This is a genomic window from Rubrivivax rivuli (assembly GCF_004016505.1).
GTDB classification, from domain to species: domain Bacteria; phylum Pseudomonadota; class Gammaproteobacteria; order Burkholderiales; family Burkholderiaceae_C; genus Rubrivivax; species Rubrivivax rivuli.
On record NZ_SACR01000007.1, the window covers coordinates 162,867 to 176,091 of the forward strand.

Below are 13,225 nucleotides of genomic sequence, written 5' to 3' on the forward strand. Positions count from 1 at the left end.
CGAGTCAGGTGCTGGCAGGATTGAGCCTGGGATGCGTCTCCTCACCCCAGCGCAACAGCACCGCGCCCGAGGCCAGCATCGCCACGGCGACGAACCAGAAGGCGGTCTCCAGGCTGCCGCCGAGGGCTGCGGCAACGCCCAGGCCGAGGGCGCCGATGCCGTAGCCGAGGTCGCGCCAGAAGCGGTAGATGCCGATCGCCGAAGCGCGCCAGTTCGGGTGCGCGATGTCGGCCACCGCCGCGCTGAGATTGGGGTACAGCATCGCCATGCCCAGGCCCGCCACGGCAGCCGAAACGCTCCACCAGACCGCACCCGAACCCAGCGGCACCAGCGCCACACCGGCTCCGCAGATCCACATGCCCCAGGCGTTCAGCAGGTGCCGCCCCAGCCGGTCCGACAGTTTGCCGGTGAAGAACTGCGCCGCGCCCCAGGTGAAACCGTAGATGCCGACGATCCAGCCGATGCCCGGCAGGTCGACGCCGCGCTGGTGCAGATAGACCGGCCAGAAGGCCCAGACCAGTGCATCGACGAATTTCTCCACCAGGCCGGCCTGGCACAGCGCTGCCATGCGACGGTCGCCCCAGCTCATCAGGGCGAACATCTCACGCGTGGACGGGTGCGCGCTCACGCCGGTGGGGTAGCGCGGACGCAACGCCGACGCCGAGGGGCCGCCGTGGCGCTTCACTTCGTCGCGCGCCCAGGGCAAGGTCTCGCTGACGGCCAGCCACGACAGCAGCGTCGCCATTCCGATGACCGCCGCGCCGAACCACAACAGGCCTTGCCGCGGGCCCAGCCAGGCCGCCAGGTAGCCGGTGACAACGCCGGCCAGCGCCACGCCGACATAGCCGGAGAACTCGTTCAGTCCGATCACCAGGCCGCGCTGGTCGGCGCGGGTGAAGTCGAGCTTGGCCGTCTGCGTCATCGACCAGGTCAGCCCCTGGTTGATGCCCAGCAGCACCGTGGCGAAGACCACCCATGACCAGGTCGGCGCAAAGTAGATCAGCGCGGGGATCGGCAGCGCCACCAGCCAGCCCAACAGCAGCACGCGCTTGCGTCCGATCCGTTCGGCCAGCCGCCCGGCCACGAAATTCATCGAGCCTTTGACGAAGCCGAACGCGACGACGAAGGCCACCAGCAGCAGGAAGGACCCCCTGGGCACGCCGAACTCGCCTTCGGCCAGCGCCGGTACGACGTTGCGCATCATGCCGATGGTCATGCCCACCAGCAGCACCTGCAGCAGTTGCTGCAGGAACTGGGGGAGGTTGACGCGGATGCCGAACTGCATCGGGCTCACGCCTGTGTGGCCCCGGGCGTGACGCCCCGCAGGTTCGCTTCGATGATCGCGGCCATGTCGGTCGGCGCGGGTGGGATCTCTGCCGTCAACGCGTCGACGAAGGCTTGCTTGTCCATGGCCAGCATGGCGTTGAAGCGCTTCTCGAATCCGATCGTCGATGCCGGCTTGCCCGAGAGCCCCGCGCCGCAGGCGCTGCCCGCCTGGTGGCCGGGGTAGATCTCCAGCTCGGCGGGCAGGCACAGCAGTTTCTGGTGCAAGGTGTCGTGCAGTTGTGCGGCCATCTCTCGCTCGCGGCCCGCCAGGTCCGGCCGCCCCACGGCGCCGACGAAGAGCGTGTCGCCGGTGATCACGAACCACGGCTCATCGCCCCGGCGCAGGTCGCGCACCAGCAGGCAGATGCTGTCCGGCGTGTGCCCGGGCGTGTGGATGACATCGACAATCACGTTGCCGGCCGTGATGCGCTGCCCGTCGTGCAGCGGCGTGAACGCGAAGGCCATGCGGCCTCGGTTGCTCGCATGCAAGCCATACGCGGCTCCAACGCGCCGGGCGAGCTCGGGACCGCCGGAGTAGTGATCGGCGTGCACATGGGTGTCGATGACCTGGGTGATGCGTGCGCCTGCCCTCTCGGCTTCGGCAGCGAACCAGGCTTCGTCTCCGGCGACCACATCGACAGCGATGGCCACCTGGTGGCCGGCGCAACCGAAGAGGTACGACAGCGTGGCGTTGGCCGTGGAGCGTTGGCGGAAGAACATGGTGTCACCGGCGCGCGAGTGACAGCCCGGCGGCCTGCCACTCGGTCACGCCATCGAAGCTCTTGCGCGCGCGGTAGCCATGCTCGCGCAGCAGCTTCACGGCTTCGTCAGACATCAGGCAGAAGGGGCCGCGGCAGTAGGCGACGATCTCCACGTCGCGCGGAAGCTCGGCCAGTCGGTGCGCCAGCTCGGCCAGGGGCACCGACCGGGCGAACGGCAGGTGGGCGGTGTCGAACTCTTCGGGCGGGCGAACGTCGAGCACCACGACCTCGCCGCGCTTGGCCTGGGCCAGCAGATCCTTGCGGCTGACCTGGGTGAGCCGGTCGGGCTCGGCCATCATCTGTTGCAAGGCCAAGCGCAGTTCGAGCAGATGCTCTTCGGCGACATGGCGCAACGTCACGCCGAGCTGGGCGACATCGCTGCCGCTGAGCCGGTAGATCATGCGCTTGCCTTCCCGGCGCGCCTGCACCAGGCGTGCTTCCTTCAGCGCCTTCAGGTGCGCGCTGGCGAGCTTGACGTCGATCGCCACCTCGGCGGCGACGGTCTCGACGGCCTTCTCTCCCTGGGCCAGCATCTCCAAGATCTCCAGCCGCTTGGGGCTGGACAGGGCCTTGCCGATACGGGCGACCTGCTCGTAGAGCAAGTCCTTGAGGTCACGCTTGTTCATGCCAATCATTCTAACGAACGTTAGAATGATTGGCGCATGATTCTGGCCACATCCAGGCCACATCCATATCACCACCGGATTTTCTGTCTGGATGCGCGCCATGACCGACCCGATCAAACGTCCGCCGCAGCGCTGCGGCTGGCCCTGTTCCCGGGCACGGCGCTGGCGTCCGTGGTGCACGCCAACGACGAGGTGGGAACGCTTCGCCCCGATCTGCGCGCCGAACACGCTGCATGCCTCGTTTCCTGGCGTCAGCGGGGTGCTGGCCGCGATGGGCATCCTGGCGCTGGACATGTACGAACACGCCTACCACCTGGACTTCGGCGCGGCTGCGGGCGCCTACGTCGACGCCTTCATGGCCAACATCGACTGGGCCGCCGTGTACGGGCGCTACCAGCAGGCCGTGCACGCGGCCTGCGAGCCCTTTGGTGTCGCGCAGGACGACATTGGCGATGCGCTGCTGCTCGATGTGCGCCGGGCCGGTGTGTTCGACCAGGCGAGCACGGTGCTGCCCGGGGCACGCTGGTGCGATCCGTCTGCGGTGGCCGACTGGTCTGGCAATGTGCCTGCTGATCGTGCCCTGGTGGTCTATTGCGTCTACGGCTACGAGGTCGGTCGGGTCACCGCGATGCGCCTGCGCGCGGCGGGGCTGGATGCACGCTACCTGCGCGGCGGCATCGACGCGTGGCAGGCCGCAGGGCGGCCGTTGGCCGACAAGCCTGCGGCAGGGTCAGCGACATGACCACACCGGCACCGAGGGTCGCGCTGCTGTACCCCGGAGACCGGGCAGCGCGCGACCGCGCCGATCCGGCGGCCAGCCGCTTCGCCGCGCTCTTCGAGGCCCTGGCGGCTGCGGGTGTGCGCGCCGAGCCCGCCGTCTACCACGACGACTTTGCCGACGAGGTGGCGGCCCAGTTGCGCGGTGTGCAGGCCGTGCTGGTGTGGTGCAACCCCATCGAAGACGGGCGCCGCCGCGAACGGCTGGATGCGATGTTGCGCGAGGTGGCCCAGGCGGGCGTGCTGGTCAGCGCCCACCCTGACGCGGTGCTGCGCCTGGGCACCAAGGACGTTCTGTTCGAGACGCGCGATCTGCCGTTCGGCAGCGACGTGCACCGCGTCGACAGCCTGGCGCAGCTTGCGTCCGAGCTGCCGCAGCGCCTGCGTCAAGGCGCGCGCGTGCTCAAGCAGCACCGTGGCCACAGCGGCATCGGTGTGTGGCGTGTCTAGCAGTCCGGCGACGGTGATTTACTCGTGCAGCATGCCCAGCGCGGCCACACGCCGCAGCGCCTGGACCTGGCAGGCTTGATGGCAACGTTGGCGCCGTACTTCGCGCGCGAAGCCGGTGGCCACATGCTTGACCAGGCCTGGCAGCCTCGCTTGGCCGAGGGCATGGTGCGCGCCTACCTGGTCGAAGACCGCGTGGTGGGCTTTGGCGTCCAGGCCGTGAACGCCCTGCATCCCGATGCGCCGCTGCCGGGGCCGCGGCTGTACCACGGGCCCGATCTGGCCGAGTTCCAGGGGCTGACGCAGCGACTGGCGTCGGGCTGGATCACCCTGCTGCGCGAACGGGTCGGCCTGGCGTACGAGCAGCTGCCCCTGCTGTGGGACTGCGACTTCATGCATGGCGAGGCGGGCGCGGACGGCGCCCAGCGCTTCGTGCTGTGCGAGATCAACGTCAGCAGCGTGTCGCCGTTTCCGCCCTCGGCGATCGCCCCGCTGGTCGAGGCGGTGGGGCGCCGCGCCGGCACGCCCGTCTCGACGCAGGCCTGACGCTCGTCTCCGCGTGGTCACGCGCTGGCGCGGGCTACTGCAAAGGTCTGGAACATGCTCGCGATGTCCTGGGGCGGTGCCGGCCGCGCCATGCCCATCCACCACACCATCAGCTGGAACAGGCAGCCCGCCAGCATGTGTGACCTGGCGTCGTCAGCGCCGGGTCGGGCGCGGTGATGTCGGGCGCTGCCGTCGTGTGCCTGGGCGAACAGGTCAATCAACAGCGCGCTGAAGTGGTCTCGCACCACCTGGCCGGAGCGTCGACCCAGCAGCGATCGGAAGACGATCCGCTGCTCATGCACATGCGCCAGCAGGCCTGGCAGGAACGGATAGGGGGCGGTCGGATCCGCGTCGGACGCGGTGAGGTGCAGGAGGGCCTGCAGGTCATCGAAGGCGCCGCGCAACAGGGCGGTCTTGTCGGTGTAGTGCAAATAGAAGGTCGAGCGGCCAACATCGGCGCGCTCGCACAGCGTTGCCACATCGATCTGATCCCAGCCCACCTCGGCGAGGAGCGACAGCAATGCCTCCCGCAGAGCTTCGCGGGTACGACGCACGCGCCTGTCGTTGGACGATGCGCCGGAGGCCGTTGGGGTGGCCCCAGGTTTGTCTTTCTGCACATGCACTCCTCTGGTGTCCAGTACGGGTCACGGCGACGCGCCGCGTGCACGGCGGCACGTCGCCATTCCCGCAAGATTGCGGCGTCATCCGCTGGACATGGCGGTTGAAACTGGACGCATTGTCCAGGAACTCCGAATGACCCAATCACGAAAGCCTGCCCATGACCCGCCACCTGGTTCGCCGTTGGACCTACCCCGCCGTGGCTGGCGGCACCCTGCTTTACCTCGGGCATGTCTTGTCCCAGGCAGGTGCACCACCGGCCTGGCAGCATGGCGCCTTCATCGTCGTGCTGGTTGCGGTGCTGTTGTCGCTGGAAGTCCTGTGGCCGCTGGATCGGCGCTGGGGCATGACCCGCGCGTTGCTGGTGCGGCGTGACATGCCCTACCTGCTGATCAATGCCGCCACGATTGCAACCGCCAATGCCGCGGCTGCCTGGCTGATCTGGCACCACGGTCTTACACCGCCGATCACCTGGCTGCGTGACCTGCCCGTCGTGCCTGCCGCCGCCCTGACGCTGCTGGTGACCGATGGCCTGTGGTACGCCGTGCACCGGGCCAGTCACGAGGGGCGCGGCTGGCTGGGTGCCTGGCTTTGGCGGGTGCATATGGCGCACCATCTGCCGCAGCAGGTCTACGTGGTGATGCACGTCGTCGGCCATCCGATCAACGCGGTCATCGTCCGGCTGTTGCTGACGGTGCCGCCCTGGCTGTTGGGTGTTTCACCCGAGGCCTTGTATGTCGCCAACGTTGTGACTGCGGTGCAGGGCCTGGTGTCGCACTTCAACGTGGACAGCCGCGCCGGATGGTTCAACCACCTGCTGGTGGGTACCGAACTGCACCGCTGGCATCATGCGGTCGGGGTGCAGGGCAACTATGCCGCCGTGTTGTCCGTGTGGGATCGTCTTTTCGGCACCCTCGTCTACCGGCCCGGCGAGAACCCCGGGCACCTGGGCGTGGACGACCCCGATCACCTGCCGCGGGACACCGACTGGCGCCGAGTGCTGTGGGCACCGTTGCGGCGTCAATGAGGATGCATGTGGTGCGCGTCCGGCACATGCGCATGGGCATGTCGCAACGGCTCGTGCCGGTGTGGATGGCTGTGCTCGCCCGTGGGCATGGGCTCGTGCATGTGATCGTGGTGTCCATCGTCATGGCGATGGGCATGCTCGTGCGCCAGCGCTTCGTGTGCGTGCTCGTGACCATGTGACTCAGCCAGGTGCAATACCACGCCAGCCAGCATCAGCCCGCTGCCCAGCGCCATCAGGCCGCTGGCCGAGCGGTCGCCCAGGGCCACCGCGAACGCAGCGCCGATGAAGGGCGCGAAGGCGAAGACCGACCCCGTGCGGGCGGCGCCAAAGGCCCGTTGCGCCAGCAGGTAGAAGCGCAGGCTCAAGCCGTAGCCCGTCGCGCCGATGGCGAACAGGGCCAGCGCGGCAGCGGCCGACGGCCAGGGCTCGCCGAAGAGCATGGCCAGCAGCACGGTGGCCGTGACGCCGAGCAGCGCCTTGGCCAGCACCACCTGCCCGGGGTCGCGCTCGGCCAGTGCACGGGACAAGGTGTTGTCGACGCCCCAGGCCGCGGTGGCCAGCAGCACGGCCAGCAGTCCCCACAGCTGCGCACCCCCCGCTGCGACCTTGGTCCAGCACCAACACCATGCCGCCGGCCAGCAGCAAGGCCATCGCCGTCCAGACCCGGCCGTCCATGGTCTCGCGGTACAGGCGCCAGGCCAGGACAGCGGTGAAGAGCGCTTCCAGCGTCAGCATCAGCGACGCGCTGGTGCCGCTGGTGTGCTGCAGGCCCCAGGCCAGCGCCACGGGCCCGATCACCGCACCAAAGGCTGCCATGGCCAGCAGCCGCGGCAGGTCGGCAGCCTGCAGCCGGGCCTCGCGGTCAATGCCTCGTCGCGAGAGCAGGCCCACGGCAGCGGCGCCGGCGTAGAGCAGTGCGGCTGTGCTGAATGCGCCCATCCCCGCGCCAGACTGCTGCACCAGCGGTGTGCTAATGCCGAACAGTGCAGCAGCCAGCAGGGCGAGCAGCCCGCCCCGAAGGGCGGGTAGGGTTAGAGCGGAAAAGGCCATTTACTTGACAGTGAATCGCACGGTAGTCGCCTTGGCAGCCGATGTGGTCAGTGCGGCCACGACCTTGGCACCCTTGGCCAGCTTAACGCCCTTGGCTTCGAGCTTGTCACCTGCCACCACCAGGTCGGCTTCCGATTTCTCGGCGCCGGTCAGCACGGTCAGCTTGCCCTTCAGGCCATTGGGCGCCATCGGCTTGCCGTGGTCCTCGACGTAGATCACGGCGCTGTCGGGTGCCCGCCGGCACCAGCCACTGGATGCTGGGCTGCATCGGGCGCATGCGCGGCAGTGATGAGAGGTTCAGGCGGATCGATCATGAACTGACCAAGTGTTGCGACAGGTGGGCAGTCTGCCGAGGTCGCCTAGATTTGTCGCGCCGAGCGCAGGCAACGTGCTGCTAGCGATGCCGGCCAGCGTCGCCGGACGATGACGTGGTGACATGCGGACATGTCACCACGTCACCACCACGCTGGCGCGGATCAGTCCCCCGTCAGGGGTGGGAGGCCGCGCTGCCGGATGCCATGTCTTCGAAGTCTTCGTGCACGCAGCAGGCCTCGCCGTCGAGGAGCAACGATCACGAAGGAGCGTCGATCACGAAGAGGCTGCTCGCGCACGAAGCTGCTTCGTCAACGGTGCCACCGCCGCTGGAGCGGGCGACATCAACTGCCTGCACGAAACCTTCTTCGTTATCGGAGGGATTCGGTTGCAGCGGAACTTCGCTGGGCAAAGGCGCCGGTGCCGGCGACCGGACTCGGCGAGCGGCCGGCGCGTGTGGAGCGCCGCGGCGCTGCAATAGAAACAGCTCGACCTGCAACAGCAGTGCCTCGCGGTCGGCCATGGACAGGCCCGTGTTCACCCGCAGCGTCACCGCATCGGGCCCCGACGACTGGATCTCGACCATCGACCTGGCTTGGGCGCTGGCGGCGGGCCGGGCCTTCTGTTCGGCACGGGTGATGGAGCCTCCATCACCCCGTGGGTCGCCCGGGCTCGCCAGCCTGGCGACGGCTTGCTTGGCCGGTAGCGGCCCGTCGGCCTCCAACAGCTGGCGTGCCTCGCGCAGCATGCCTTCGGCATCGTGTGTCCAGGCCCCACGCAGCCGTTTCACGTCATCGCAGCTGATTTCCGCCGGATTCCGAAACACCCCGATCAGGTCAGCCGGCAGGCCGGCGAGCCAGATCTTGCGGCCCGCATCCGCCTGATCGATTCCCAGGGCCTGCGCCATCTGCCGTTGGCTGCCATACAGTTGCGCGTCCATCAACTGCTGGTAGAAGCGGCCGGCTTCGTAGGCGGACAAGGGCTCGCGTTCGCAGTTCTCCGCGTGCATCCGCCTTACCAGGTCCCTTTCGGCGAGCATCTCGACGATCGCCCTGACCGGCAGGCCCAGCTCAAAGCAGGCTTGGCGGCGTCGATGGCCGTAGACCAGTTCGTAGCGTGGCTGCGCAATGCCGCTGCGGCCCGAGGGCAGGGCGCGGACGAGGACAGGGACGTGGTTTTCACCGTCATGCTGAATGCTCCTTTTGAGGTTTTGGAATGCGTCGCTGCGGTAGCTCTCGTCGTGCCGGTTGGACCAGCGCGACACGTCGATCTGCCTGGGGTCCAGCAGCAGCACCGTCGGCGCTGACGCCTTCGGCTTCTCGCTGCGCCGGGCCTGGCCGAGCTTGATCGTGGTCCGGATCTGGACCACCTTCTCACCGCGCTTCATCGCCGCTCGGGCAACGCCGCGCACCGCTTGGTCAAGCCGAGCGCTGCGATGCGCGCCGGCACCACTGCCTGCATGCAGAGCTGCGTCGTGCGCCGGTGCGGCGGTGGTGAGAGGTTCTGGCGGATCGATCATGAACTGACCAGGGGTTGCGACAAGGCGGCAGTCTGCCGAGACCTCGGAGGTTTGTCGTGCCGAGCGCAGGCAGCGCGCTGCTTGCGATGTTGAACGGTACCGACGGACGGTGACACGGTGACGTGGTGGCATGTCACCACGTCATCACTTCGCTCGCGCTGGTCAGTCCCCAGCCAGGGGTGGAAGGCCGCGCTGGCGCAGCAATTCGCTCACACCTGCGACCAGCAAGCGCTGCAACGACGTCTGTTCGCGCATGGCGAGTTCAACGGCGCGGTGCCAGTCCGCGGGGCTGAGGCGGACGGCGATGCCAACGCGCTTGTTCTTTCCGCGCGTGGGCAGGATGCCTGGGGTTGCCGAGGCGCTCACCTCGTCCGCCGGCTTGACGGCGAACTTCTTCAGGCTGCTTGCTGCGTTTGCCATGCTTGTTCCTTCACGTGTTCGTACAACCAATCCCAGTAGCCGTTGATCTCGTCGGCGGCCTTCGAGCCGCTGGGCGCGAACTCCGTTACCGCTCGACCGTCGGTCAGCGCGCGCGAGTACGCCCTGCGGTCGCCGATCACGATCGGCGCAACCCGGCCGCCGCCGCCCAGCGCTTCGATGGCCTGCATGACTTCAGGTGCGCGGGCGGGCGCACGGTTCACGACGAAGGAATAGCCGCGGCCGGCCGACCGGGCCAGCGCCACCGACCTGGCGGTGGCCGAGAGGTCGGGCATCGTCGGCTGACAGGGGATCACGACGTGATCGGCGGCTCGCAGCAGGGCTGTTGTGCCTGGTGCAGCGTGCGGCGGGCAGTCGATGACCGCCAGCTCGAAGCCCTCCGACGTGGCGCCTTCCAGAAGCTGGGTGATGGACGAGGGCTCGACACGGGCGACGAAGGGGTCCACGGCCTGGCGGTCCTGGGCCCAGCTGACGACGGTGCCTTGCGGATCGGCGTCGATCAGGATCACCTGCATCGACCGCGCCGCCGCGACAGCGACATGCACGGCGAGGGTTGACTTGCCGGCGCCGCCCTTCTGGCTGAAGACGGCGATCTTCAGCATGGCGGCGTCCTCGATGCATCACTGCCGGCATGCCAGCATGTCGTCCTGTCATCACTGTTGTTGGCGAGGTTGGGCCGGGCCGGCGGGTCATCGCGAGAGCTTGGCTTCATGGCATGTCTTTGGGTTCGCTGAACAGATTCCTGGCGTTCTGGGCGCGGCGCACGGCGTCGATGTCGTTGGCGCTGGGCTCGGCCTCCAGGGGACGGCCTCCTCGGGCGTGGCGCGCCGGGGCGTAGCTGCGGCCTGCCGTCGCCGTGCTGGCGTGGCCCATCAAGGCGGCGACTTCCACCTTCGAGTAAGTCGCCTTGGCACGCGCAGCGAAGCAATGCCTGGCCGTGTACAGCGACGGATACCGGTCCCGGCCCGGGAAGGTCTCGCGGGCAACGTCACAGATCAGATCGCGCACGCCGTCGTAGAGCGACTTGTAGCCGTCCTCGCCGTAGCTGCGCACCAACTCCAGAAAAGACGCGACGACCGCCAGTTCAGTGCGGTCGCACTTGGCCAGGCCGATGGTCCGGGTCGCCGAATGCGCGCGCCCGTTCGTGGCCTTGGCGTTGACGACGACCAGCGACGCGCCGTCGAGCTCTGCCCGTCGCCACTCGCAGGGACGCAGGCCGGACAGCAGGGTGGCGGTGATCCAGTGGCGCGCCGGGCCGGCCCAGTTGCTGCGGGACCGGCCGAGCGCCTCGCCCAACCTGGTCCAATCAGCCATCGACAGCCACTTTGCCTTTTGTTGCGCGCCGCGCAGTGTCTGCAGGTTCTGCGCCCGCCGCGCTCGAAGCTCATCCTGGCGGTCGGACTCGCTCGCCGAAGGTTCGGGGTCGATGATCTTCAGCACGTCCCAGTCCCGCTCACCCGGTTCGGACTCGATCAGGTGCAGGATGGCCGCGCGGTACAGGCGTGCGGTGGCCTCGGTCACGGTGGGTTCCAGGCAAGCGTAGGCGATGGCCACGCGCACGTTGCGATCCGGGATCTCGGCCATGTCTCCCGCTGCCAGCAGCTTGGCGGCGTGGCGTTCGAGCCGGGCCACCACGCGCTTGTAGAAGCTCTGCGTCTCCCGCGTTTGTGTGAGTTGTGTGGTTCGCATTTCAGGCGCGCTCATGTGGTTGTTAATGCGGCGTGGTGGTGGTGCTGAAATGCGACTGGGGCGTGCAGGCTGAAATGCGGGATCAGGCCCTTGCGGCGCCGGGTTCCGCTGGGGCCGGCGAATCGGCGTCGGCCGGTCGGCCGCAGGCGCCGGCGACCCGCTCCGTCATCGTCTGCGCCACCTTGTGGCTGTTGGCGTGCCAGCCCGACTTCCACTGCTTCCCTTCCAAAACAGTGAGTTCTTGGACGATGGCCGCAGCCTCTTTCAGGCCCGCGAAGTCGATGCCGAAGGTGAGGCAGCGATCGACGTGCTCACGCAGCCGCAACAACAGCGGCTTGTCGTTGTCGGCAAAGGCCGCCGCATCGACGTAGGTATCCAGGTGCGTCGCGTTGCCGCGATTCCCAGCGGCGCCACGCCCTGCCTGCAGCCGAAGCTCGGTGTCCTGCGATGCGTGGCCGACGATCAGTTCAGCGTCGCCGACCGGCACCCCGCGCACGTGCATGCGCGTGATGGCGGTGTGCCGGAACGAATGAAACACCTTCTTGGCGGTCTTCAGGTCGCAGTCGCGCAGATGGTTCGAATACACGCGGGAGAGGTGCTTCGAGGGATCGTTCTTCCGCGTCTTGTTCATCGGGCGATGCGGAAACAGCGCCTGCGCGCCGGCCAGGCGCAGCTTCTCGGCGTACTTCAGGAAGCCGAGTTCGACGAGCGCCGACGCGATGGGAATCCTGCGGACGGAGTTCTGAGTCTTGGGCCCGTCGCTGTCGTTGAGATCCTCTGTGATGTTGATCACCCACAGCTGCGATGGCGCGTCGAGCACGATGTCGGCCACGCGCAGGCCGACGAGTTCTCCCGCGCGTGCGCCGCTGAAGAGCGCCAGCAGCGGCACCCAGAAGTCATCCGCCGCGTTCAGGTTGCGCAGATAGCGCCGCGGTTCGAAGATGCCCTGGATCTCCGCTTCATCGAAGAGGTCGTAGTGGTTGGACTTCTTCTCCTTGCTGGAGATCACACGGTACTGCGCGGTGGCGCGGTTGAAGGCCTCGTCGATCGGGTTGATGGCGATCCAGTCGTTGGCCAGCGCCTGCACGAAAAAGTCTTGGAGGTGGCCAAGAGCTTTCTTGATCGTGCGCGCGTTGAGGGTCTTCAGCTCGGCCTTGGTCGGCTCGGCCGCGGTGTCTTCGGACGACGTCGCCGCACGCTTGCGGTCTGCGAGGGCCACCCTGGCGGCCTTCGACGGACGCTTGGCGTAGCGATCGACGAAGCCTTTAACGTCGGACCGGGTGACTTCGTGAACGCACACGGCCTTGCGGTCGCGGCCTTGCGCAGCCAGATCATCGAGCAGCATGGTCAGCGTGCGCAGCTTCTCGCCGGGCGTGCTGCGGGTGCCGCGTGTTACCTCGGCCGCCGATCCCGCGTTCGTGGCAGCAACGAACTGCTGGATGGCATCGACCACCGGCGTCGGGCGAGCGACGCGGTGAGCGCCGCTGGCGGCCTGCTTGAGGTCCTGCACCAGGCCGGCCATCGCTTTGCCCGGGTCTTCGCCTCGCCGGATGGCCTGCATCAGCGCGTCGCGCAGGTCGCCGTTCTGGGTCAGGAAGCTCTGGAACAGACGCAGGTCGTTGTCGTTCTGGATCTCGGCTTCGATGCCGCCCGGCAGCTTCAGGGTGAGCGGGTTGAGCAGATGCCGGAGATCGGCAGTTGGGTCCTTGGACATCGTGGCGCGCAGTCGTTCGAGTTCTAAGTTGAGCTCGAGCGCGAGGATGCGTGCTGTCCGGCAGTCCTTCGTGCGAAGGGAGACCCTGATCTCGCGGCGCGCGCCCACGCGCTCGCGCAGAGGCACCGGCACGATCCACCGAAAGGTGAAGGTGCCGTGTCGGTTGCGGGCGAGTCGAGCGGGCTTGGCGGCCAAAAGTGGATACCCTAGGTGGATACCCCAGCCAAGAAAAAAGCCTCGCAAGTCTTTGACCTGCGAAGCTATTTTAGATTTTGGTGGCGCTTCAGGGATTTGAACCCCGGACCTGCGGATTATGATTCCGTCGCTCTAACCAGCTGAGCTAAAGCGCCTTGTGAGCCGCGCATTATAGCCAAA

12 protein-coding genes, 1 tRNA gene and 2 pseudogenes are annotated in these 13,225 nt (G+C 67.8%); 3 read left to right on the forward strand and 12 right to left on the reverse strand.

Going from position 1 to position 13,225, the window contains the following annotated elements; genetic code table 11:
* Nucleotides 1-4: 4 nt before the first annotated feature.
* From EOE66_RS20765 to EOE66_RS20775, 3 genes are read right to left on the reverse strand one after another with little or no spacing between them, the layout of a single operon-like run.
* On the reverse strand, nt 5-1,285 hold the full coding sequence (locus tag EOE66_RS20765) for an MFS transporter (protein WP_128230661.1): 1,281 nt from the start codon (nt 1,283-1,285) through the stop codon (nt 5-7).
* 5 nt (nt 1,286-1,290) lie between these two features.
* Nucleotides 1,291-2,046: an MBL fold metallo-hydrolase gene (locus tag EOE66_RS20770; RefSeq protein WP_128230662.1), complete on the reverse strand. Its 756-nt coding sequence runs from the start codon at nt 2,044-2,046 to the stop codon at nt 1,291-1,293.
* Nucleotides 2,047-2,050: 4 nt separating this feature from the next.
* Entirely contained in the window at nt 2,051-2,713 is a 663-nt protein-coding gene (locus EOE66_RS20775; protein WP_128230750.1) for an ArsR/SmtB family transcription factor, read from the reverse strand.
* A 259-nt stretch (nt 2,714-2,972) separates the two neighbouring features.
* Between EOE66_RS20775 and EOE66_RS20780 the strand changes: the two genes are divergently transcribed.
* Entirely contained in the window at nt 2,973-3,455 is a 483-nt protein-coding gene (locus EOE66_RS20780) for a Fe-Mn family superoxide dismutase (RefSeq protein ID WP_245479125.1), read from the forward strand.
* Nucleotides 3,452-4,483, forward strand: a pseudogene (locus tag EOE66_RS20785) (Cj0069 family protein). Before EOE66_RS20780 ends, EOE66_RS20785 begins: the two are co-directional and overlap by 4 nt.
* A 17-nt stretch (nt 4,484-4,500) precedes the next feature.
* On the opposite strand, the gene EOE66_RS20790 reads toward EOE66_RS20785, so the two are convergent.
* Nucleotides 4,501-5,100: a TetR/AcrR family transcriptional regulator gene (locus EOE66_RS20790; RefSeq protein WP_164885204.1), complete on the reverse strand. Its 600-nt coding sequence runs from the start codon at nt 5,098-5,100 to the stop codon at nt 4,501-4,503.
* 161 nt (nt 5,101-5,261) lie between these two features.
* On the opposite strand from EOE66_RS20790, the gene EOE66_RS20795 reads away from it, so the two are divergent.
* Entirely contained in the window at nt 5,262-6,128 is an 867-nt protein-coding gene (locus EOE66_RS20795) for a sterol desaturase family protein (protein ID WP_128230665.1), read from the forward strand.
* Here EOE66_RS20795 and EOE66_RS20800 read toward each other — a convergent pair.
* The 8 genes and pseudogenes from EOE66_RS20800 to EOE66_RS20835 all read right to left on the reverse strand — a co-directional run bounded on the left by EOE66_RS20800 (nt 6,122) and on the right by EOE66_RS20835 (nt 13,200).
* A pseudogene (locus EOE66_RS20800) lies at nt 6,122-7,178 on the reverse strand (DMT family transporter). The gene EOE66_RS20795 and the pseudogene EOE66_RS20800 sit on opposite strands and share 7 nt — an antisense overlap.
* Nucleotides 7,179-7,397 carry a hypothetical protein gene (locus EOE66_RS20805; protein ID WP_375137494.1) on the reverse strand — a complete coding sequence of 73 codons (219 nt, stop codon included), beginning with the start codon at nt 7,395-7,397 and terminating at the stop codon, nt 7,179-7,181.
* 352 nt (nt 7,398-7,749) lie between these two features.
* A complete protein-coding gene (locus EOE66_RS20810; RefSeq protein ID WP_164885205.1) occupies nt 7,750-9,009 on the reverse strand; it encodes a ParB/RepB/Spo0J family partition protein in 1,260 nt (419 codons plus the stop codon).
* A gap of 162 nt (nt 9,010-9,171) precedes the next feature.
* Nucleotides 9,172-9,429: a hypothetical protein gene (locus tag EOE66_RS20815; RefSeq protein ID WP_128230667.1), complete on the reverse strand. Its 258-nt coding sequence runs from the start codon at nt 9,427-9,429 to the stop codon at nt 9,172-9,174.
* Complete coding sequence (locus EOE66_RS20820) at nt 9,405-10,049, reverse strand: nucleotide-binding protein (protein WP_128230668.1); 645 nt, start codon at nt 10,047-10,049, stop codon at nt 9,405-9,407. The genes EOE66_RS20815 and EOE66_RS20820 overlap by 25 nt, the downstream gene beginning before the upstream one ends.
* Before the next feature lie 106 nt (nt 10,050-10,155).
* A complete protein-coding gene (locus EOE66_RS20825) occupies nt 10,156-11,151 on the reverse strand; it encodes a site-specific integrase (protein WP_128230669.1) in 996 nt (331 codons plus the stop codon).
* A 67-nt stretch (nt 11,152-11,218) separates the two neighbouring features.
* Nucleotides 11,219-13,045 (reverse strand): site-specific integrase, encoded by a 1,827-nt coding sequence (locus tag EOE66_RS20830; RefSeq protein WP_128230670.1) that lies wholly within the window; start codon nt 13,043-13,045, stop codon nt 11,219-11,221.
* A 78-nt stretch (nt 13,046-13,123) separates the two neighbouring features.
* Nucleotides 13,124-13,200: transfer RNA gene (locus EOE66_RS20835), tRNA-Met, on the reverse strand.
* Between the last annotated feature and the right edge of the window lie 25 nt (nt 13,201-13,225).